21 protein-coding genes are annotated in these 21,285 nt (G+C 68.2%); 13 read left to right on the top strand and 8 right to left on the bottom strand.

What is annotated here, in order from left to right; genetic code table 11:
- Window positions 1-127: 127 nt before the first annotated feature.
- The gene (locus FBZ87_RS27995) at window positions 128-898 is read left to right on the top strand and encodes a TlyA family RNA methyltransferase (protein ID WP_145613856.1); all 771 of its coding nucleotides are present in this window, start codon (window positions 128-130) and stop codon (window positions 896-898) included.
- Between the two features lie 63 nt (window positions 899-961).
- Here FBZ87_RS27995 and FBZ87_RS27990 read toward each other — a convergent pair whose 3' ends face one another.
- Entirely contained in the window at window positions 962-1,819 is an 858-nt protein-coding gene (locus tag FBZ87_RS27990) for a TerC family protein (RefSeq protein ID WP_145613855.1), read from the bottom strand.
- A 130-nt stretch (window positions 1,820-1,949) separates the two neighbouring features.
- Window positions 1,950-3,752, bottom strand: a complete 1,803-nt coding sequence (gene sppA / locus FBZ87_RS27985; protein ID WP_186455034.1) for a signal peptide peptidase SppA — start codon at window positions 3,750-3,752, stop codon at window positions 1,950-1,952.
- 198 nt (window positions 3,753-3,950) lie between these two features.
- On the opposite strand from sppA, the gene pabB reads away from it, so the two are divergent.
- The 4 genes from pabB to FBZ87_RS27965 all read left to right on the top strand — a co-directional run bounded on the left by pabB (window position 3,951) and on the right by FBZ87_RS27965 (window position 7,725).
- The gene (gene pabB, locus FBZ87_RS27980) at window positions 3,951-5,423 is read left to right on the top strand and encodes an aminodeoxychorismate synthase component I (RefSeq protein WP_145613853.1); all 1,473 of its coding nucleotides are present in this window, start codon (window positions 3,951-3,953) and stop codon (window positions 5,421-5,423) included.
- A complete protein-coding gene (locus FBZ87_RS27975; protein WP_145613852.1) occupies window positions 5,420-6,223 on the top strand; it encodes an aminotransferase class IV in 804 nt (267 codons plus the stop codon). The genes pabB and FBZ87_RS27975 overlap by 4 nt, the downstream gene beginning before the upstream one ends.
- A 267-nt stretch (window positions 6,224-6,490) precedes the next feature.
- Window positions 6,491-6,952, top strand: a complete 462-nt coding sequence (locus tag FBZ87_RS27970) for a Csu type fimbrial protein (RefSeq protein ID WP_145613851.1) — start codon at window positions 6,491-6,493, stop codon at window positions 6,950-6,952.
- A gap of 323 nt (window positions 6,953-7,275) precedes the next feature.
- Complete coding sequence (locus tag FBZ87_RS27965) at window positions 7,276-7,725, top strand: hypothetical protein (protein ID WP_145613850.1); 450 nt, start codon at window positions 7,276-7,278, stop codon at window positions 7,723-7,725.
- 124 nt (window positions 7,726-7,849) lie between these two features.
- On the opposite strand, the gene aroC is transcribed toward FBZ87_RS27965, so the two are convergent.
- Together aroC and fabI are read right to left on the bottom strand one after the other, a co-directional pair.
- Window positions 7,850-8,929, bottom strand: a complete 1,080-nt coding sequence (aroC, locus tag FBZ87_RS27960) for a chorismate synthase (RefSeq protein WP_145613849.1) — start codon at window positions 8,927-8,929, stop codon at window positions 7,850-7,852.
- 6 nt (window positions 8,930-8,935) lie between these two features.
- Entirely contained in the window at window positions 8,936-9,808 is an 873-nt protein-coding gene (fabI, locus tag FBZ87_RS27955) for an enoyl-ACP reductase FabI (RefSeq protein ID WP_198924784.1), read from the bottom strand.
- 155 nt (window positions 9,809-9,963) lie between these two features.
- Here fabI and FBZ87_RS27950 point away from each other — a divergent pair, with 155 nt between their 5' ends.
- From FBZ87_RS27950 to FBZ87_RS27940, 3 genes are read left to right on the top strand one after another with little or no spacing between them, the layout of a single operon-like run.
- Window positions 9,964-11,346 carry a YihY family inner membrane protein gene (locus FBZ87_RS27950; protein ID WP_145613848.1) on the top strand — a complete coding sequence of 461 codons (1,383 nt, stop codon included), beginning with the start codon at window positions 9,964-9,966 and terminating at the stop codon, window positions 11,344-11,346.
- 36 nt (window positions 11,347-11,382) lie between these two features.
- A complete protein-coding gene (locus FBZ87_RS27945) occupies window positions 11,383-12,063 on the top strand; it encodes a dienelactone hydrolase family protein (protein WP_145613847.1) in 681 nt (226 codons plus the stop codon).
- A 35-nt stretch (window positions 12,064-12,098) separates the two neighbouring features.
- On the top strand, window positions 12,099-13,094 hold the full coding sequence (locus tag FBZ87_RS27940; protein ID WP_145613846.1) for an aldo/keto reductase: 996 nt from the start codon (window positions 12,099-12,101) through the stop codon (window positions 13,092-13,094).
- Window positions 13,095-13,159: 65 nt separating this feature from the next.
- Here FBZ87_RS27940 and FBZ87_RS27935 read toward each other — a convergent pair whose 3' ends face one another.
- Both FBZ87_RS27935 and FBZ87_RS27930 read right to left on the bottom strand, forming a co-directional pair.
- Complete coding sequence (locus FBZ87_RS27935; protein ID WP_040842530.1) at window positions 13,160-14,053, bottom strand: DnaJ C-terminal domain-containing protein; 894 nt, start codon at window positions 14,051-14,053, stop codon at window positions 13,160-13,162.
- A 167-nt stretch (window positions 14,054-14,220) separates the two neighbouring features.
- Window positions 14,221-14,694, bottom strand: a complete 474-nt coding sequence (locus FBZ87_RS27930; protein WP_088870945.1) for an RT0821/Lpp0805 family surface protein — start codon at window positions 14,692-14,694, stop codon at window positions 14,221-14,223.
- Window positions 14,695-14,951: 257 nt separating this feature from the next.
- Here FBZ87_RS27930 and pdxH point away from each other — a divergent pair, with 257 nt between their 5' ends.
- The 5 genes from pdxH to FBZ87_RS27905 all read left to right on the top strand — a co-directional run bounded on the left by pdxH (window position 14,952) and on the right by FBZ87_RS27905 (window position 19,236).
- The gene (gene pdxH, locus FBZ87_RS27925) at window positions 14,952-15,548 is read left to right on the top strand and encodes a pyridoxamine 5'-phosphate oxidase (protein WP_145613845.1); all 597 of its coding nucleotides are present in this window, start codon (window positions 14,952-14,954) and stop codon (window positions 15,546-15,548) included.
- Window positions 15,545-16,507: a cation diffusion facilitator family transporter gene (locus FBZ87_RS27920; protein WP_145613844.1), complete on the top strand. Its 963-nt coding sequence runs from the start codon at window positions 15,545-15,547 to the stop codon at window positions 16,505-16,507. Before pdxH ends, FBZ87_RS27920 begins: the two co-directional genes overlap by 4 nt.
- A gap of 205 nt (window positions 16,508-16,712) precedes the next feature.
- Window positions 16,713-17,576, top strand: coding sequence for an MBL fold metallo-hydrolase (locus tag FBZ87_RS27915; protein ID WP_145613843.1), 864 nt, complete (start codon window positions 16,713-16,715; stop codon window positions 17,574-17,576).
- Between the two features lie 72 nt (window positions 17,577-17,648).
- The gene (locus FBZ87_RS27910) at window positions 17,649-18,893 is read left to right on the top strand and encodes an ArsB/NhaD family transporter (protein WP_145613842.1); all 1,245 of its coding nucleotides are present in this window, start codon (window positions 17,649-17,651) and stop codon (window positions 18,891-18,893) included.
- A 10-nt stretch (window positions 18,894-18,903) separates the two neighbouring features.
- The gene (locus FBZ87_RS27905) at window positions 18,904-19,236 is read left to right on the top strand and encodes a hypothetical protein (RefSeq protein ID WP_145613841.1); all 333 of its coding nucleotides are present in this window, start codon (window positions 18,904-18,906) and stop codon (window positions 19,234-19,236) included.
- 8 nt (window positions 19,237-19,244) lie between these two features.
- Here FBZ87_RS27905 and panC read toward each other — a convergent pair whose 3' ends face one another.
- Together panC and FBZ87_RS27895 are read right to left on the bottom strand one after the other, a co-directional pair.
- On the bottom strand, window positions 19,245-20,135 hold the full coding sequence (gene panC, locus FBZ87_RS27900; RefSeq protein ID WP_145613865.1) for a pantoate--beta-alanine ligase: 891 nt from the start codon (window positions 20,133-20,135) through the stop codon (window positions 19,245-19,247).
- Between the two features lie 75 nt (window positions 20,136-20,210).
- Window positions 20,211-21,071: a DUF6134 family protein gene (locus tag FBZ87_RS27895; protein ID WP_145613840.1), complete on the bottom strand. Its 861-nt coding sequence runs from the start codon at window positions 21,069-21,071 to the stop codon at window positions 20,211-20,213.
- Between the last annotated feature and the right edge of the window lie 214 nt (window positions 21,072-21,285).

Raw genomic sequence — 21,285 nt, 5'->3', positions numbered from 1 at the left:
ACCGCTATCAGGAACACGACAACCCGGCCAAGCAGTATGACGAGGCCGGCCTCAACGCCACCGGCATCGTCGATACCGTGCTCAAGGCGCTGGGGAACCAGGCGGCGGCGCGGACGCCCAACGCCTGATGTCGGACGAAACCCCGCATAAGGCCCAGAAGCCGGGGAAAATCCGCGTGGACCAGGCCCTGGTGGAACGCGGCCTGGTGGAAAGCCGCGCCCGGGCCCAGGCCCTGGTGCTGGCCGGCCTGGTCTATGCCGACACCTTGCGCATCGACAAGCCCGGCCAGACCATCCCCGCCGACAAGCCCCTGATCTTGAAGGGCCAGGACCATCCCTGGGTGTCGCGGGGCGGGCTGAAACTGGTGCATGGCCTGGATCATTTCGGATTCGATCCGACGGGCGTGACCGCCATCGACGTGGGCGCCAGCACCGGCGGATTCACCGACGTGCTGCTGACGCGGGGGGCGGCCAAGGTCTATGCCGTCGATGTGGGCCACGGCCAGCTGGCGTGGAAGCTGCGCACCGACCCGCGCGTGGTGGTCATGGAAAAGACCAACGCCCGGCACCTGACCGCCGATCAGATTCCCGACCCCATCGGCATGGTGGTGTGCGACGCCAGCTTCATCGGCCTCGCCACCGTGCTGCCGGCCGCCCTCGACCTGGTCCAGCCCGGCGGCCGGCTGGTGGCCCTGATCAAGCCGCAGTTCGAGGTGGGCAAGGGCCGCGTGGGCAAGGGCGGCGTGGTGCGGGAACCCGAACTGCACCAGGAGGTCTGCGACGCCGTGGTCGCCTGGCTGTCCGCCCGCCCCGGCTGGACGGTCCTGGGCGTGGACCCCAGCCCCATCTTGGGCCCTGAGGGCAACAAGGAATTCCTGATCGGCGCCCGGCGCGACTGACGCCCCGCCGACTGACGTCCCGCCGACTGCCGCGCCACCGCCTGCCGCGCGCCAATGGGGGGCTCAGTGCGGATCGAGAAGCGCCAGCGCGTCGGCCGCGGAGGCGGTGACCCGCACCTGGCCCTGGCCATCCGTGATGGTCACCCTTCCGTCGGGCGTGTCACGCAAGCCCCGCAGCAGGGCCTCGCGTCCGCCGGCCTCGGGTGAGGCCCGCTTGCGCCGGCCCAGCTGGTTCGCGGCCTCGATCAGGATGGAGAAGCCGATGGCGGCGTAGAGGTAGCCCTTGGGGATGTGCAGGCCCAGGCCCTCCGCCACCAGGCTGAAGCCGATCATCAGCAGGAAGCCCAGGCCCAGGATGATGACGGTGGGGTGGCGGGAGATGAAGGCCATCAGCGGCTTGGACGCCACCAGCATGACGCCCATGGCGATGCAGACGGCCGCCACCATGATGGGCAGCTCATCCACCATGCCCACCGCGGTGATGACGCTGTCCAGCGAGAACACCGCGTCCAGCAGCACGATCTGCACCACCGACCGCCAGAAGGCATTGGCGGCGGCGCCGGGCTTGGGGGCTTTGTGCCCCGCGCCCCCCTCGAGCCGTTCATGCAGCTCCATCGTGCCCTTGGCCAGCAGGAAGGCACCACCTAGCACCAGGATCAGGTCGCGTCCCGACAGGGCGAAACCGGCCACGCTGAACAGCGGCTGGGTCAGCGTCACGATCCAGGAGATGGAGAACAGCAGCAGCAGGCGCATGATCAGCGCCAGCGACAGGCCCACCAGGCGCACGCGGTTGCGCTGCTCCGCCGGCAGCTTGTCGGCGACGATGGCGATGAAGACCAGATTGTCGATGCCGAGGACGACCTCGAGGGAGACCAGGGTCAAGAGTCCGAGCCAGACGCCGGGATCGGCAAGGAAGTCCATCAATGGGGCCTGTTCGTTGTGAGCTTGTCAGATAGGGACGATTTGTCGCACCTGCCAGGGCAAGTCGCATGAATTCAAAAGAAAACCCCCGGCCCAGGTGTCCAGGCCGGGGGTTCGCTTCTCATCAGCGTCAGCGGGCGGCGCCGTTGACGCTGAGGTCCGGCATCATCAGCACCTGTTCCTGCCGCTTGGCGGCGCGGACCATGGGCTGCACCATGTCCAGCAGGGGGCCGTAGTCGGCCAGCACCTTCTCCGCTCCGCGGGCCTGGGCCACGCTGGCCATCTCCGCCGCCGCCTTGCCGTTGAACAGGTCCAGCACCATCTCGTACCCGCTCTTGGGCCGGGGGAACTGGACGATGTGCAGATCGGCGTTGCCGGGAATGCCCGCCACCTGCCGCACCTGCTGCAGGGCGATGTCATAGCCGCCCAGGGCGTCCACCAGGCCCAGGTCCTTGGCCTGGCGCCCGGTGTAGACGCGGCCCTTGGCCAGCTCGCGCACTTTGTCGATGTCCAGCTTGCGGCCCTTGGCCACGCCCTCGGTGAACTGGGCGTAGATGGCGTCCAGCATGGCGTCCTGGCGGGCGGCCTCGCTGTCGGTGTAGGGGCTGGCCGGGCTCCAGATCGTGGCGTTGGCGCCGCGCGTCACCTGGTCCACGCCCACACCCAGCTTGTCGGCCAGGCCCTTGGCCACGAACTTGCCGCCCAGCACGCCGATGGACCCGGTCAGGGTGCCCGGCAGGGCGACGATGCGGTCGGCATCCATGGCGACCCAATAGCCGCCGGACCCCGCCACGTCGCCCATGGAGATGACGACCGGCTTGCCGGCCTTGCGCGCCCGGTCCACGGCGTGGCGCACGGTCTCCGATCCCACGGGGCTGCCGCCTGGGCTGTTCACCCGGAACAGGATGGCCTTGACGTTGGACTGTTCGATGGCGGTGTCGAAGGCGTCGGCGATGCGGTTGGCGGCGAACGACGGCTCGTCATTGAAGGCGCCGCCGTCCTTGCCGCCGCGCACGATCTCGCCCTCGCCCACGATCAGGGCGACGGTGGGGCCCTGGGTGTAGGCGCTGCCGGCGATCTTGCCGTAGGTCAGCAGGTCGACCGTGTCGGCGCCGGCGGCCTTGCCGCCCGCCCGCTCCTTGGCGGCGGTCTCCACCTCATCGAAATAGCCCAGCTTGTCCACCAGCTTGGACGCCAGCGCCTCGCTGTCCAGCAGGGGGGCGTGGTCGATGGCGGCCTTCACCGCGTCGGGGTTCAGATGGCGGCCATCGGCGATGCTCAGCACCATCTGGTCATAGATGTCGCCGGCCAGGCTTTCCGTCATTTCGCGGTTGGCGGGGGTGGCCTGCTTCTCGGCGAACATCTCGGCCGCCGTCTTGTAGTCGGCGCGCTTTGAGATCTGCGGCTGGACCCCGATGTTGTCCAAGGCGCCCCGGAAGAAGGTCTGGGTGACGGCGATGCCGGTGATGCCCACCGTGCCCACCGGTTGCAGCCACACCTGGTCAAAGGCGCTGGCGAGGTAATAGGGGGTCATACCGCTGCCGGCGTCGCCGTAGCTTTCGGCATGGATGTAGGCGAAGCGGCCGGTGGCGCGGAAGCGGGCGATGGCGTCGCGCAGTTCCTGCGTGGTGCCGATGCCTTGGCTGGCGTTGCCGACCTTGGCCACCAGGCCCTTGACCTTGGGATCGCGGCCGGCCTGCTCCAGCGCGTCGATCACCTCACGCACGCTGCCGCGGCGGCTGTTGATAAGGCTGGACCAGCCGTCCTCGCCCGGCGCCTCCGCCAAGGGGCGCTCGAAGTTGAACTCCAGCACCACGGACTGGGGCAGGGTGGGTTGCTTGTCCTTCGCCTTGATGGCCAACAGGATCAATCCCGCGGTCAGCAGGACCCCGAACAGGCCGATAAGGGCGAACAACCGGACGATGAAACGCATGAACGCGGTTCCTGGAAGCCGTAAAATCCGGCTGCCATACCACCACAGCGCGTGAGGCTTGCCAAGGCGGCCGGGCGGTAGGGCCCGCTTAGGCGGACCCATGCCCGTCTGTGCCTTCATGTCTATGCCCACCCTTTCGGCCTTTCGGCCGAGGCCGGCGTTGGCGAAGCGGGGAAGGAAGGGGTAAGGTCCGCGCTCATGACGTCCCCCCATTCCGCATCGCCCGGCGGCATCGTCGCGCTGGAAATCCCGCCGCCCGACCCGGTGGCGGCCTACGCCCGGCTGGCCCATCTGCCCCGGCCTTTCCTGCTGGACGGCGGCGGCGCCGATGCCGCCCGCGCCCGCTACAGCTATGTCGGTGCCGATCCGCAGGCCTGGGTGGAGTGCGCGAATGGCGCTGTCACCGTGGACGGCCAGCCAGCCGGGGCTGACGCGTTCGACACGCTGGGCGCCCTGCTGAGGGCCGGCCGCGCCCGGCTGGGGGACGCGACGCCGCCCGATGGCCTGCCGCCCTTCCGGGGCGGGGCAGTGGGTTTCCTGGGCTATGAACTGGGCGGGCAGCTGGAGACGCTGCCGACGCCCCGGGACGACGGTATCGCCCTGCCGGACATGGCGGTGGGCTTCTACGACCGCATCGTCGCCATCGACCATGCCGCGGGCCGCGCCTGGGTCCTGTCCGCCCACCGGGCGGAAGCGGAGGAGTGGCGGGACCTGCTGGGGACCCCGCGCCCGGCGGTCACGGCGGGGGAAGGGCCCTGGCTGGCCGCCCCCGGCTGGCGCGCGGGCTGGAGCCGGACGGATCACGAGGCCGCCGTGGCCCGCACGGTGGACTACATCGCCGCCGGCGACATCTACCAGGCCAACATCACCCAGCGTTTCCTGGGGACGCTGGCGCCGGAGGTAACGCCGCTGGACCTTTACGTCCGTCTCCGCACCCGCGCGGCGGCCCCTTTCTCCGCCCTGCTGGATCTGGGCCCAAAAGGCGGAGAGGCCCGCGCCGTGGTGTCCGTGTCACCCGAACGTTTCCTGGCGGTGGATGCGGAGGGGCGGGTGGAGACGCGGCCCATCAAGGGCACGCGGCCGCGCGACGCCGATCCCGTGCGTGACGCCGCCCTGGCGGCGGAGCTGCTGGCCTCGGCCAAGGACCGGGCGGAAAACCTGATGATCGTCGATTTGATGCGCAACGACCTGTCGCGCGTAGCGGTGGTCGGATCCGTCACCGTGCCCACGCTGTGCGGACTGGAAAGCTATCGCACCGTGCATCACCTGGTCAGCGTCGTGACGGCGCGGCTGGCGCCCGGCGTCGATGCCATCGACCTGCTGCGCGCCACCTTCCCCGGCGGCTCCATCACCGGGGCGCCCAAGATTCGCGCCATGGAGATCATCCATGAGCTGGAGCCGGCGCGGCGCGGGCCCTATTGCGGCTCCGTCCTGTGGCTGGGCTGGGATGGCGCCATGGACAGCAGCATCATCATCCGCACCCTGGCCATGGGGGCGGGACAGGTGGTGGTGCAGGCCGGCGGCGGCATCGTCGCCGACAGCGACCCGGCGGCGGAATATGAGGAAAGCCTGGTCAAGGCGCGCGCCCTGCTGACGGCGCTGGACCCTGCCATGGCTTGGCCGCCGCCTAGGGCGATGGCTGGGCCGGAACCGGGGAGCGAGGCGGCATGACGGGCCTGGTCTGGCTGAATGGCGGCCTGCTGCCGGCGGCGTCCGCCGGAATCGGCGTGGCCGATCGGGGCTTCCTGCTGGGTGACGGGTTGTTTGAGACGTTGCGCTGGCGGGACGGGGCCGTGGTGCGGCTGGACGCCCACCTGGCCCGCCTGGCCCGGGGTGCGACCGTGCTGGGCCTGCCCCTGCCGCCGCTGGCCACACTGGCGGCCGCCCTGGCCGACACGGCCGTCGCCAACGACCTCACGGACGGCTCGCTGCGGTTGACGGTCAGCGCCGGGCCGGGCGCCCGCGGCTTGCCGCGCCCGGCCGTTCCGGTGCCCACCCTGCTGGTCACGGCCGCGCCGGGGGAAACCCCGCTGCCGCCTGCACGGGTGGTGACCGCCACCGTCACCCGCCGCAATGAGCATTCGCCCCTCAGCGGCATCAAATGCCTGAACTACCTGGACCAAATCCTGGCGCGCACTGAGGCGATGGCCCGTGGCGCGGACGATGCCGTGCTGCTCAACACCGCCGGGGAGGTGGCCTGCGCCACCGCCGCCACGCTGTTCGCGATGGTGGATGGCGCCCTGGTGACCCCCCCGCTTCCGTCCGGCGCCCTGCCGGGTACCCGGCGTGCAGCGGTTCTGGCCGCCCTGGGGGGGGAGGAGCGGACCCTGGCGCCGGCCGACCTGTCGCGCGCGACAGAGGTGTTCCTCACCTCCAGCCTCATGGTGCGACCGGTGGTGGCGCTAGATGGCCAGGCGGTAGGCGACGGTCGGCCGGGGGCTATGGCCGCTGCCGCCCTGCGGCGCACCTGATGCATTTTGCATGGAATGACGCAATGATCGCGGCTGGCCCTATCCTAAGGGTGCGATGCGAGATGCATCAACAGGGCGTACCTCGTAAGGCTTACGGCAAAGGAGGTAAAATTGCCTTGCGCGGCGAATTACCTTAAGAGACGGAAATTATTGGGTTTTGATGTTTGTCGCGCGGTTTGGTCCACCCTTGGCACGACGGGTGCTTATAACCAGGCATGAACCAACCGGGGCCGCTGAAGCCCCCACCGAACCGATAGGAACCTCATCATGATCCGCATCGCCGCCGCCGCCGCTGTTGTCGCCCTGTTCGCCGCCGCCCCCGCTTTCGCCGCCGCCGGCGCGTCGGGCACCATCCAGCTGAACAGCTCCGTCGCCCAGACCTGCACCGTGGCCGTCACCGACGCCGGCGCCACCCTGAACATCCTGTCCGGCTCCAGCAACGTCGCCGTCGGCAGCGTGGTCGAGAACTGCAACGACGGCGCCGGCTACACCATCACGGTTGCCTCTTCCAACAACGGCACGCTGAAGTCCTCCGCCACCGGGGCCCAGGCCATCAGCTACACCACCAGCTATGACGGCACCAACGGTTCGGGCAGCAGCTTCGCCGTCACCCGCTCGGGCGCCCAGTTCAACAAGACCTCCAACGTTTCCGTGACCGTGCCCGCCAATGCCCAGGCCATCGCCGGCAGCTACGCCGACACGCTGACCATCACCATCGCCGGCAAGTAAGCCGCCAGCGACGGTCACATCAGGCCAAGGTTCGGAAGAGGGCGCCCCCACGCCGGGGCGCCCTTTTCGTATCCGCATCCTGGCGGACTGCAAATACTAATGCATTGATTCTGTTGGATATTTGAAAGATGGAACGTTGCAGATCGCAATGACGCTTCCACCTAGATCAATGACCGCGTCGGGATTAATCCTTTATATTGTAGTAATATCAACGTGTTAATGGAATGATTCGGGTGCGCGGCGAACTTGGCACTCGATTTGCTTATATCGAAAGCATCAAGCAAACGGGCAACAAGCCCAGCCGAACCGATAGGAACTTCGTCATGATCCGCTTCGCCGCCGCCGCCATCGTTGCCGTCCTGTTCGCCACCCCGGCCCTGGCCGACACCTCGGGCAGCATCAAGCTGAGCGGCACCGTGGCCCAGACCTGCACCGTGGCGGTGACGGACGCCCAGACCCAGCTGAACATCCTGGCCGGTTCCAACAACGTCACGGTCGGCAGCGTGGTCGAGACCTGCAACGACGGCGCCGGTTACACCATCACCGTCGCCTCCGCCAACGGCGGCAGCCTGCGCGGCACCACCCCGACGGTCCCGCCCGTCAGCTACACCACCATCTATGACGGCCAGTCCGGCACCGGCAGCGTGAACGTCACCCGCTCCAGCGCCCAGTTCGGCAAGACCGCCACCGTCGCCGTGACGGTCCCGGCCAATGCCCAAGCCATCGCCGGCAGCTACAGCGACACCCTGACCATCACCATCGCCGGCAAGTAAGCCCGCAAGGGTCCGCCCCCAAACAGAACGGCCCCGCCTGTCCTCCAGGCGGGGCCGTTGCTGTTCTTGCGAAGCCAAGCGGCGAGCGTCGTCGCTCGACGCCAGAGGGACCTACTTAAGGGGCCTACTTATAAGCCCTGAAGCGCAGCCAATGGTCGGCCAGCACGCAGGCCATCATGGCCTCGCCCACCGGCACGGCGCGGATGCCGACGCAGGGATCGTGGCGGCCCTTGGTCAGGATGTCCGTCTCGTTCCCGTGCACGTCCAGGGTGCGACGGGGCGTGAGGATGCTGCTGGTGGGCTTCACGGCGAAGCGGACCACGACGTCCTGGCCTGTGGACAGGCCGCCCAGGATGCCGCCCGCATTGTTGGACAGGAAGAGGGGCTTGCCATCAGGGCCGGCCCGCATCTCGTCCGCGTTCTCCTCGCCCGTCAGTTCGGCTGCGGCGAAGCCGGCGCCGATCTCCACGCCCTTGACCGCGTTGATGGTCATCATGGCGCGGGCCAAGTCGCTGTCCAGCTTGTCGTAGATGGGCTCACCCAGGCCGGCCGGCACGCCGGACGCCACCACCTCGACCACCGCGCCCACGGACGACCCGTTCTTGCGAATGCCGTCCAGGTAGGCGGCCCATTCCTCCGCCGTCCCGGCGTCGGGGCAGAACAGGGGGTTCTGGTCCACCTGACCCCAGTCCCAGCGCGCGCGGTCCACCTTGTGCGGACCTACCTGTACCAGGGCGGCGCGGATGGTCACGCCACCCGGCACCGCCTCCAGCACCCGGCGGGCGACGGCGCCGGCGGCCACGCGGGCCGCCGTCTCGCGCGCGGAGGAGCGCCCGCCGCCGCGATAGTCGCGGATGCCATAGCGCTCCCAATAGGTGTAGTCGGCATGGCCCGGCCGGAACTTGTCCTTGATGTCGCCGTAGTCCTTGGACCGCTGGTCTTCGTTCTCGATCATCAGGCAGATGGGCGTGCCCGTGGTCTTGCCCTCGAACACGCCTGACAGGATGCGCACCGTGTCCGGTTCGCGTCGCTGGGTGGTGAAACGCGACTGCCCCGGCCTGCGCCGGTCCAGGAAGGCCTGGATCCAGGCCTCGTCCAGGTCCATCAGGGGCGGAACGCCGTCCACCACGCAGCCCAGCGCCACCCCATGGCTTTCGCCGAAGGTGGTGAAGCGGAACTGGGTTCCGATGCCGTTACCGGCCATGACCGCTTACCCTTCCGACTTGACCAGGCTCTGCAGCAGGGCCGAGGTCTCCGCGGCGCTGTCCACCGCCAGCATGCCCACGGTGTGGTAGCCGCTGTCGACATGGTGCACTTCGCCGGTAACGCCGCTGCCCAGGTCGCTCAGCAGGTAAAGGGCGGAGTTGCCGACCTCACCGATGGTGACGTTGCGCTTCAGGGGGGCGTTCAGCTCGTTCCACTTCAGGATGGCGCGGAAGTCGCCGATGCCGCTGGCCGCCAGGGTCTTGATGGGGCCGGCGGAGATGGCGTTGACGCGGATGTTCTGGGGGCCCAGGTCGGCCGCCAGGTAGCGCACGCTGGCCTCCAGCGCCGCCTTGGCGACGCCCATCACATTGTAATGCGGCATCACCCGTTCGGCGCCATAATAGCTGAGGGTCAGCAGGCTGCCGCCGTTGGTCATCATCGGCACCGCCCGCTGGGCGATGGCGGTGAACGAGTAGCAGGAAACATCCATGGTCAACGCGAAGTTAGACCGTGAGGTGTTCAGGTACAGGCCGTCCAGCTCGTTCTTGTCGGAAAAGCCGATCGCATGCACCACGAAGTCCAGGGTCCCCCACTGTTCCTTCAGGGTCGCGAACACCGCGTCCATGCTGGCTTCGTCGGTGACGTCGCAGGGCAGAACGTGGGGCACGCCCAATTGCTCGGCCAGGGGCTTCACGCGCTTGGCCAGCGCGTCGCCCATGTAGGTGAAGGCCAGCTCGGCCCCCTGGGCGGCGACCGCCTTGGCGATGCCCCAGGCGATGGACCGGTCATTGGCAACGCCCATAATCAGGCCGCGCTTGCCGGCCATCAGGGTCCCAGTGGCGGGCCCGGGGGCGGGGGTTGCCGTCGAAATGGTCATCCGTCTCTCTCCGGAAAATTAGGCGCGCATCCTACACGAAGCGGTTTTGCGGTCAAAGGCTGGGCGCCCTATATCTGCGCACACCTAGAATACACGCGCGAAAGGTCTTCCCTTGGCAGTTTTACGTTTCGAAGCCTTGGTGGGGGCGGCGTCCCATGACTGAAATGCGAACCCAATCCACGGCCTGGGCCCGGCTGACCGACCGTCTGCCACAGTCGGTGCAGCACTTCATCCTGGCCTTCGTCGGGGTCACCAGCTACGCCGTCCGCCGCTTCTATCGCGACAACTGCCTGCAGGCGGTGGGCTCGCTGACCTACACCAGCCTCTTGGCGGTGGTGCCGCTGTTCACCGTGGGCTTCGCCATTTTCCAGGCCTTCCCCGCCTTCCAGAAGCTGCGGGCGGAGGCGGAGATGCTGCTGCTGGAGAACCTGGTGCCCCAGGTGGGGGAGAACCTGAACGACCGCCTGCATGAGTTCGTCAGCAACGCCGGCACCATGACGGGCGTGGGCGTGCTGGGCCTGGCGGTCACGTCCATCCTGCTCTTCTTCTCCATCGAGGGGGCATACAACGCCATCTGGCGCAGCCGTGAGCGCCATTCGGTGCTGGTGCGGGTGCTCTCCTTCTGGGCGGTGCTGACCATGGCGCCCCTGCTGCTGGGAGTCAGTTTGTCGCTGTCCTCCGTCGCCGTTTCCTACCTGGGCGCCGAAGGCTCGGTGGTGGTGGAACTGGTGCGCCGCGTGCTGCCCGGCCTGCTGGAGACGGCCTTCTTCGGGCTTACCTACCTCGCCATTCCCACCCGGCCGGTGCGCTGGCAGGACGCCCTGGTGGGCGGCGTGGTGGCCGGCGTCGCCATGGAGGTGGCGAAGGTCGGCTTCGCCCTCTACATCGGCCAGGTTCACACCTACACCACCATCTATGGCGCCCTGTCGGTGCTGCCCACGGTGCTGTTGTGGCTGTACCTGGTGTGGTGCCTGATTCTGTTCGGGGCGGAGGTGACGGCGGCCCTGCCGGAGTGGCGCTCCGGCCGCATCACCGAGATGGGGCCCGCCGGCCTGTCGCCGGCCCAGCGCCTGGTGGTGGCCCTGGCCATCCTGCGGGAACTGATGCTGGCCGCCCGCGACGGCCATGCCCTGAAGCGCGCCGACGTCATCGCCCGGGTGCCGGTGGGCGCCGTGGCGGTGGACGGCATGCTGGAGCAGCTGTGCGCCGCCAACTGGACCATCCGCACCGCCGACGGCGCCTGGGTCGCCACCCGCGACCTGCACGACGCCACCCTCAGCGACCTATACTTGGCGCTGGACTTCGGCATGTGGGGTGACCTTCTGTCCGTGGGCCATCTGCAGGCCCCCTGGCAGCGCAAGGTGCACGGCATTTTCCAGCAGGTGCGGCACGATGCCGGCGCCGCGATGGAAACGCCCTTGGCCGACCTGCTGGCCTCCGACGCCGGGCCGGCCGAGCCTGGGACGACCGAGCCTGGGACGGCCCAGCTCGCGGCGGAAGAGCGCATGCGGGTGGCGGCCCAGCCCCCGGGACGCTAAGTCCCTACACGTCTTTCCACCAGACAGGAGGCCGACATGGCCACGACCATCACGTTGCGCTCCGCCATCGACGGGTTCGAGTTCACCGCCCTGCATGCCGAGCCCGAGGGGGCCCGCCAGGGCGGCGTCATCGTCATCCAGGAGATTTTTGGCCTGGATTCCTACGTGGCCGAGGATGTGGCCCGCTGGGCGGCGCTGGGTTTCGAGGTTATCGCCCCCTCCATGTTCGACCGCCAGGAGAAGGGTTTCGTCGCCGGGCATGACGAGCATGGCTTCGCGGTCGGTCGCCAATACGCCCAGGCCAATGGTGCGGAGAACCCGGTGGCCGACGTCCAGGCCTGCGTCGACGCGCTGAAGGCCAAGGGCCCTGTTTTTCTGGTGGGTTATTGCTACGGCGGCACCGTCGCCTGGCGCGCGGCCGCCACGGTCCAGGGCCTGGCGGCGGTGTCCAGCTATTACGGTGGCGGTCTGGCCGGCCTGGTGAACCTGAAGCCCCTCTGCCCGGTCATCTGCCATTTCGGCCGCAAGGACCAGCACATCCCGGCCGACCAGGTGGCGGAGGCCCTTCAGAAGGCGCACCCGAACGTGCCGGTCTACATCTATGAGAACTCCGGCCATGGCTTCAACAACGACGGCCGGCCCGAGTCCGATCGTGAGGACGCGCAGGTGGCCCGCAAGCGCACGCTGGATCTTTTCCGCGGCAACAGCGGCCGGTGACGGCGGCCCGGCAAGAATACAAACGGGAGTTGGACATGCTGACACGACGCAAACTGGGCCGGCAGGGCCTGGAGGTATCATCGCTGGGCCTGGGGTGCATGGGCATGACCCACGCCTATGGCAGCCCGGATGACGCGGAATCCATCGCCACCCTGCACCGCGCCATCGAGCTGGGCTGCACCTTCCTGGACACGGCCGAGGTCTACGGTCCCTACACCAATGAGGAACTGCTGGGTCGCGCGCTGGAAGGCCGCCGCGACCAGGTGCAGATCGCCACCAAGTTCGGCTTTGTCATCGGCGAGGGCAAAGGGCCGCTGAGCGGCACCGATAGCCGGCCGGAGCATATCCGCGAGGTCGTCGAGGCGTCGCTGAAGCGCTTGCGCACCGACCGTATTGACCTGCTATACCAACACCGCGTCGATCCCAACACGCCCATCGAGGACGTGGCCGGCACGGTCAAGGACCTGATCCAGGAGGGCAAGGTGCTGTATTTCGGCCTGTCGGAGGCCGGGTGCGACACCATCCGCCGAGCGCATGCGGTACAGCCGGTGACGGCCCTGCAGAGCGAATATTCCCTGTGGGAACGGAACCTGGAGCAGGACGTGCTGCCCCTGCTGACCGAGCTGGGCATCGGCATGGTGCCGTTCAGCCCCCTGGGGCGCGGCTTTCTGACGGGCATCGCCAAACGGGCGGAGGAGTATCCGGAGAGCGACTACCGCTCGAAGAACGATCCCCGGCTGCAGGGCGACAATTTCGACGCCAACATGTGCTTGGCGGAATTCGTGCGCGACGTCGCCCAGGGCTACGGCGCCACGGCGGGGCAGGTGGCGCTGGCCTGGCTGCTGCAGAAGCGGCCGGACATCGTGCCCATCCCCGGCACCAAGCGCCGCAAATACCTGGAAGAGAATCTGGCCGCCGACGCATTGAAATTGTCGGCGCAGGATGTGGCGCGCCTGGACGCGGCGCTGGAGACCTACCAGGTGGCCGGCCCCCGTTATGTGGAGCGTGCCATGGCCATGGTGGATCGCTGAGGTGACATGAAAAAGGCGGGCGCCGCGAGGCCCCGCCCTTTTCGCTGTTCCCCCAGGCGCCGGCCTCAGATCAGGCCGGCCTTGCGCCGCACATCGTACTCATGGGTCTTGCCCCACTTCTCGATGAAGGCCTGAAGTTCGGCATCCGGCCGCTCGGGCAGGACCACGGTCAGCTTCACATACTGATCGCCCTGGGTGCCGCGCTCCGGATTGGCGACACCCTTGCCCTTCAGGCGCAGGGTGGTGCCGGAATTGGCAGGCTTGGGCACCTTGACCTGCACGGCACCATCCAGGGTCGGCACCTTGATGGTGGCGCCCAGCAGCGCTTCCTGCAGGGTGATGGGCACGTCCAGGTGGATGTCGTCCTCCCGCCGCACGAAGTAGGGGTGGGGCGTGACGTGCACCTCGACAATGGCGTCGCCGGCCCCGGCGCCGCCCAGCCCCGCCAGGCCCTGGCCCTTCAGGCGCAGCTTCTGTTGGTCCTGCGTGCCGGGGGGGATGTTGATGTCGATGCTCTTGCCCGTGGACAGGCTCAGGCGCCGCTTGGCGCCCAGGCAGGCCTCGGTGAACGGCACGGTGACGGAATAGGCCACATCGCTGCCGCGCGCCTTGACACCGCTGCCGCCGCGCTTGCGGGCGGCGCCGAAGATATCGGCGAAGGGATCGTCCTCATAATCGAAGTCGCCCGAGCGCCCGGCGCCGGCATAGGCGCGGCGGAAGGAACGGTCCGGCCGCTCGGCGCCGCTGGCGTCGATCTCGCCCCGGTCATAGCGGGCGCGCTTGTCCGGGTCGGACAACAGGCTGTAGGCGCCGTTGGCTTCCTTGAACTTCAGCTCGATATCGGCCCGGCCCGGGTTCAGGTCGGGGTGGTACTGCTTGGCGAGGCGGCGATACGCCTGCTTGATGTCCTCAGCGCTGGCGCTGCGGCCGACGCCAAGGATTTGGTAGGGATCGCGCATGGTCGCACTATCTATTGCCGGTCTGCCCCCACAATATGCGCAACGCGCGCGCGGCTTCAAGCATGCGGGGACCGGCTATTTTGGGGATCGGGGCAGCCCATGCACAAACCCCTGGCCGCGCGATCGCGGCCAGGGGTTCGCGTCAAGGCCCGCAAAGGGCGGCAGGATCAGTTCTCGCTGACGATCTTCCAGCTGCCGTCCGGCTGCCGGCAGGCGGTGCCGTAGCCCTGCTGCTTCTCCCCGCCGACCACGATGGTCTGCTGGAATTCGCGGCAATAGGCGCCGTCGCCGCGGGTGCCGTCGCGCACTGGCGTCACGATGACCTGGTGGTCGTTGTTGGGGTTGTTCCACACGATGGGCTGGCCCACGGGGGCGCTGTAAGCCATCTGCGTGTTGCGTTCCATGGCGGCGCGGTCGGCATCGTCCATGCGCTTGCCGATGGAGCTGCCCGCCAGGCCGCCCAGCAGGACGCCCAGGCCGGTCAGGGCCAGCTTGCCGCCGCCGTGGCCGAACTGCGAACCGATCAGGCCGCCGGCGGCCGCACCGCCCAGCATGCCCACGGTCTGGTTCTTGCCCCCGGTGGTGTCGCAGGCGCTCAACAGGACGCTGGACGCCATCAACGCGATGATGACTTTCTTCATGATTCTTAGTCCTTCTTTCCTCTCCTGCGGCCGCGCCTTCCTGGCGGCCTGGCTTTGCGCAAATCCGGTCCCGCATCCCCTGACCATACCCGCGTCTACCCCTTATCAGGGCGTCCGCCAATGACCTGGGGCAATCAACCAACCCTAAATCACAGGACGGCGTGCGGGTCGTCCATGCGGCGTCCTGCGTGGACAAGGATGTAGTGTGGCGTATGGTAGGCGGCAATTCCGGCATATCTATGACACGGATTACCACCATGGATTTTGTTGTCGCACCCGATCCTTACGCGCTGTTCCAATCCTGGCTGGACGAGGCATCGCGGACCGAACCCAATGACCCTAACGCCATGTCGCTGGCCACCATCGGTGCCGATGGCATCCCGGCAGTACGCATCGTGCTGCTGAAGGGCCTGGATGACGGCGGCTTCGTCTTCTACACCAACACGCTCAGCCGCAAGGGCCGCGAACTGGCCGCGCATCCCGTCGCCGGCCTGTGCTTCCACTGGAAAAGCCTGCGCCGCCAGGTGCGGGTGGACGGCCGCGTCAGTCCGGTGACGGCTCAGGAGGCCGACGACTATTACCGCGTGCGGCCGCGCGGCAGCCAGATCGGCGCCTGGGCGTCGGCGCAGTCACAGCCGCTGGACAGCCGGGCGACCCTGGAACGTCGCGTGGCGGAGGAGACGGCGCGCTTCGGCGAGGGCGACATTCCCCGTCCGCCGCACTGGTCCGGCTATCGCGTCACCCCGGTGCGGATGGAGTTCTGGCAGGATCGGGAGTTCCGCCTGCACGACCGCCTGGTCTATACTCGGGATGCTGAGGACAAGGGCTGGACGACGGAACGCCTCTACCCATGAATGTGACGGCCAAGGTGCAACCGGAATCGCCCGACGGTGCGGGGGAGGGCGATGCGGACGGACGGTGGCGCCGCGGCGCCACCTATGCCAGCGTCACCGTGGCTGCCATCCTCATCGCTGGCAAGTTTGGCGCCTATCTGGCCACCAATTCCGTCAGCATCCTGTCCTCGCTGATCGACAGCAGCGTGGACGCGCTGGCCTCCGTCATCACCCTCATCAGCGTGGCCCGGGCCCTGAAGCCACCGGACTCCGCCTTCCGTTTCGGCCATGGCAAGGCGGAACCGCTGGCGGCCCTCTTCCAGTCCGCCTTCATTGTCGGATCGGCCCTGTTCCTGGGATACGAATCGCTGGGCCGGCTGTTCGAACCCCGGCCGGTGGGCGACATCAGCGTGGGCCTGTGGGTCATGGCCGCCGCCATCGTGCTTACCTTCGTGCTGGTGCTGTTCCAGCGCTGGGTCATCCGCCGCACGGCCTCGCTGGCCATTGGCGCCGACAGCCTGCACTACAGCGGCGACATGCTGCTGAACGCCGCCGTCATGGTTTCGCTGTTGCTGGGCCGCTGGACGGGCCAAGCCTTCTGGGATCCCTTGTTCGGCCTGGGCATCGCCGCCTTCCTCGTCTGGGGCGCGGTCGGCATCTCGCGCACGGCGCTGGACGTGCTGATGGACCGTGAGCTGCCCGACGTCGACCGTACCCGGGTCGTCGACCTGGTGAACGCCCATCCCGCGTCGCGCGGCTTGCACGACCTGCGCACACGCTCCACCGGTTTGGGCCAGCACATCGAGTTCCACCTGGAACTGGACAGCCATTTGACGCTGACTGAGGCGCATGACATCACCGACGAGATCGAATCATCCCTGCGCGCCGCCTTTCCCAATGCGGAGGTCACCATCCATCAAGAGCCGGCCGGCCTGGATGATGAGCGGCTGGACCATCGCCTGCGTCCCCGCCGCCGGTAAAACGGTGGTGCGGGTCTGAATTTCAAGGGGGCTTTCCCACTGGATAGGGTACCCCTTAAAGTGTGGTTGTGCGTTCGCGGGGCGAACATCACTTGACAATCCCTGTGCACTTGTGTCCAAGCGCGTTCCTTCCTGTGCGAGACGTCACAGACCTCTGTTCAAGGACGGGTTAGCTTGGCCGCGATGGAATTCGGGGCTTTGGTTTATGGGTTTCACCGTTACCTTCTGGGGCGTCCGCGGGACTGTCCCCTGTCCGATGGCCAGTCATCTTGAGTATGGTGGCAACACCAGCTGTATCGAGGTGACGGCGGGCGACCGAACGCTCGTACTGGATGCCGGCACCGGCCTGCGGTCGCTGGGCAAGAGCCTGCGCGCACGCGGCATCAACGATGTCACGTTGCTGTTGACCCATACCCATATCGACCACATCAACGGCTTCCCGTTTTTTGAGCCGTGCTACAACACCGACTTTTCCATGCGGGTGATGGCGGGCCACTGCCAGGGTGCGCACTGCATCCAGTCCGTCATGGAAAAACCCATGGATTCCTGCCTGTTCCCCGTGCCGCTGCAGAAGCTGCGCGCCTCGCTGGTGTTCGAGGATTTCCGCCCCGGCGACACCCTTGACCTGGGCGACGGCATCACCGTCCACACCGCCCGCCTGAACCACCCGGGCGGCGGCACCGGTTATCGCATCGACTACGACGGGCGCAGCTTCTGCTACGTCACCGATACCGAGCACGACCCCGACCGCATGGACGCCAACGTCCTGGGCCTGATCCAGGGCGCCGACCTGGTGGCGTACGACTGTTCCTATACCGATGAGGAATTCGCCGGCCGCCGGGGCTGGGGCCATTCCACCTGGCGGGAAGGCGTGCGCCTGGCCCGGGCCGCCGGCGTCGGACGCCTGTGCCTGTTCCACCATGATCCCGACCATGACGATGTCCGCATGAAGGCCATCGAGGCCGAGGCGCAGCAGGAATGGGCGCAGTGTTTCGCCGCGCGCGAAGGCATGCAGGTGGACATGGCGGCCCTGGCCACGCCCAAGAAGGGCGCCGAGGCTGCGGCCTAATCACATCTATCTGATTCCCTAGGCCTATTTCCCGCTTGCCGGTCGGGCGCTCGCGCTGTAGCGCTGGGCCCCATGACTCTGCTGATCCTCGTCACCTTCGCCGTCGTCTACTTGGGCATGGCCATCGGCCACCTGCCCCGGCTGAAGGTGGACCGCACCGGCATCGCCATGCTGGGGGCCATCGTCCTGCTGGTGGCGGGCGCGGTGACGGAAGGGGCGGCCATCAAGGCCATCGATTTCCCCACCCTGTTCATCCTGCTGGGGCTCATGATCCTGTCGGCGCAGTTCGCGCTGTCGGGCTTCTACGATTGGTGCGCCTGGCGCCTGGCCAACGTGCCGTGGAGGCCGGAGGCGCTGCTGGCGGCCGTGGTGGTGGTGGCGGGCGGCCTGTCCGCCCTGCTGGCCAACGACGTGGTGGTCTTCGCCATGACGCCGCTGCTGTGCGCGGGCCTGCGGGCGCGGGGGCTGGACGCGCGGCCCTATCTCATCGCCCTGGCGGGGGCCGCCAACGCCGGGTCCGCCGCCACTGTCATCGGCAACCCGCAGAACATCCTCATCGGCCAGCTGGGCCATCTTGGTTTCTGGCATTTCCTCTTCGCCTGCGGCGTGCCCGCCTTCCTGTCGCTGGTCATCGTCTATTGGGTGGTGGCGCGGGTGTGGCGGGGTCACCTGTCCGACGGCCAGGCCCAGGCCCTTGTGGATCGTAAGGAAGGGCCCCCGGACGCACCCCGGGCCTGGCAGCTGTCCAAGGGGCTGATCGGGGTCGTGGTTCTGCTGGTGGCCTTCACCACGCCCTTTCCCCGCGACGTCGCGGTGCTGGGCATTGCCGGCTGCATGCTGGTCAGCCGCCGCTTCGCCAGCCGTGACATGCTGGGTCTGGTCGACTGGCACCTGCTGGCCCTGTTCGCCGGCCTGTTCATCCTGACGGGCGCCCTGGCCGACACCGGGCTTCCCGGCCAGCTGGTGGATCAGCTGGCGGCGTCTGGCCTGGCGCTGGAGCGGCTGCCCTTCCTGGGCGCCTTCTCCGTCCTGGCCAGCAACAGCATCGGCAACGTGCCGGCGGTGGTGCTGCTGATGAAGGTGTGGGCCCACCCGCCAGAGGGCGCGCTCTACGCCCTGGCCCTGTTCTCCACCCTGGCCGGCAACCTGTTGCTGCCCGGCAGCCTGGCCAACATCATCACCGTGGAGCGGGCGGCGGCGGCGGGCGTGACCCTGGGCTTCCGCGACCACGCCCGCTGCGGCGTGCCCATGACCGTGCTATCCCTGCTGCTGGCCACGGTGTGGCTGCTGGCGATGGGCTATATCGCGGCGGTGTGAGGGGATGGCGATGCGGCGGCTGGTAATCATGGGAATATGCCTGGCGCTGGGCGCCTGCGCCTACACGGGTGACCGGCGCTGGAACGTGGACATGGCCCTGCTGACCCGCGACCACCCCTCGCTGGCGCAACAACAGGCCCTGGTGCGGGAAAAGGAACAGCATTTCCCCGAGACCCTACGCGCCTGCGTCGCGGCCAACGAGCCTGAGCGCCTGGCGGACCTGGACGCGGGCCGGGGTTATCCCATCTCAGACTGGCATGTGGGCAGGGCCCACGACGCCGTGCTGGCGTGCATGCGCGACCAGGGCTGGGTCACCACGTCCACAAGCCGCCTGTCGCCTTAAAGGGTCGATCAGGGGGTGTCCGGCCCCAGCGCCAGGTTGTCGATCAGGCGGGTGCGGCCCAGGAAGGCGGCGACCAGGGCGCGGGCGGGGCGGTCCACCCGCTCCAGCGGCGCCAGCGTCCCGGCGTCGACCACCGCCACATAATCGATGCGGGTGAAGCCGGCGGCCGTCAGTGTTTCCGTCGCCTGGGTGATGGCCGGGGCCACGGGCCGGCTGCCATCGCCCAGGGTATCGCGCAACTGGTTCAGGACACGGCTGATGGCGACGGCCTGCTGGCGTTCCTCCGCCGAGAGATAGCGGTTGCGGGACGACAGGGCCAGGCCGTCGGGTTCTCGCACCGTGGGCACGCCCTCGATGCGCACCGGGATGTCCAAGTCGGCCGCCAGGCGGCGGATGACGGCCAGCTGCTGGTAGTCCTTCTGCCCGAAGCAGGCGACGTCAGGCAGGGCCTGCAACAGCAGCTTGGTCACCACCGTGGCCACGCCCTGGAAATGGCCGGGGCGGAAGTGGCCCTCCAGCGGCACGGCCACCGGCCCGACATCCACCGTGGTGGTGAAGCCGGGCGGATAGATGGCCACCACCCCCGGCGCGTACAGCAGGTCGCAGCCGGCACCGGCCAGCAGGCGGGCGTCACCGGTCTCATCCCTGGGATAGCGGCTGAAGTCCTCGTTGGGCCCGAACTGGGTGGGGTTCACGAACACGCTGGCGACCACGCGGTCGGCCAGTTCGCGCGCGCGCTTCACCAGGGTCAGATGCCCCTCGTGCAGGGCGCCCATGGTGGGCACTAGGCCCACGCGCAGGCCTTCCTTGCGCCAGGCGGCGACGCGGGCGCGCAGCTCCGCGGGGGTGCGGACGATGGCCAAGGGGCCAGTGGAGGAAGAAGCGGGGGGCGGGGCCATGGCGGCAGTGTCCGTGCTCATGGCCCGGCATTTAGCGATGGGCGGCGGGGGCGGGCAAGCGCTTTTGGTCCCTGGTCAGTCCCGCCGTTCGGGGGCGGGCGGGCCTGCTTCCGCGCCGGAGGGGGAAGCGACCAGCGCGCCGGCGTCGGGCGGCCCCTGCAGGGCATAGGCGACGTCATGCCCCCTGGCATGGAAGGCCAGCTTCAGCCAATGGCCGGAATCGTCATACCAGAAGTCCACCCGGCTGGTGGCGGGCGGCGGGTTGGTGATGAAGCCCAGGCTATAGTGCGTGGCTGCCACAGTGGCGTCGCCGGCCCGGATCATCTCCTGCCCCTGGCGTTCCACCTTCACATCCATGACCACGCCCCGGATGGTGTCCAGCAGGCGCGACGCCGTCAGTATGGCTGGGTTCCAATAGCTGGTGGGGATGATGTCGGCCGGCGCCGTCACCGCCCCGTGCGAGCTTTCGACCGCGAACCCGTCGTCCACCGCATGGCCCTTCACCCAGTCCTTCTCGCCGTTGTCGTCGGTGCTGCTCTCCAGCGCGGCGAGACGGCCGTCATGCCACACCTCATGGCTGACATGGTGATAGCGGTAGGCCGTGATCATCAGCAGCTTGGCCTCGAAACGGATATCCACATCCACGACCGTGTCGCCGTTGGCCGCCTTGGCCACCGTGACACGGTGGTGGCCCAGGGGCGTGTCGCGGCCGTAATGGGCGCTGAAGTCCAGCGACCGTTCCACCGTCGTGCCGGGGGTCGAGGGCATCGCGGCGGGGGTATCCTCCCGCTCGGCGGGCGGTGTCACGGTGCTGGCGCGGGCCGGTGGGCCACCCCATATCAGGGTGGCGCCAACGATCAGCGCCGCACGGGCCAACGCCGCGCCGGCGCGGCTGGCGCGCCTGGAGACGATCGGAGCAAGGGTGTCATGTGGCATCGCGCTTCCCTTCGATGCGGTGGTGCCCTGGCTTCGGCCCAGCCGGGTGCCATATTCTCCGGGCCGATACGAACGGTAACATGATTTGGTTTACGCGGAAGGACCGGACACCCTTCCTTCCGTGCTATGGTTCGCCTGAAATGGCAGTTCGAGAAAGGCTAGCAACAATGCCGGTGGCTACCCAAAGCCCTAGCCCGCATGTCCATGGTGGCGA

It is taken from the genome of Nitrospirillum amazonense (assembly GCF_007828035.1).
Lineage (GTDB): Bacteria > Pseudomonadota > Alphaproteobacteria > Azospirillales > Azospirillaceae > Nitrospirillum > Nitrospirillum amazonense.
The sequence above is the reverse complement of the archived record's forward strand: the minus strand, read 5'-3'. Positions and strand labels throughout refer to the sequence as shown.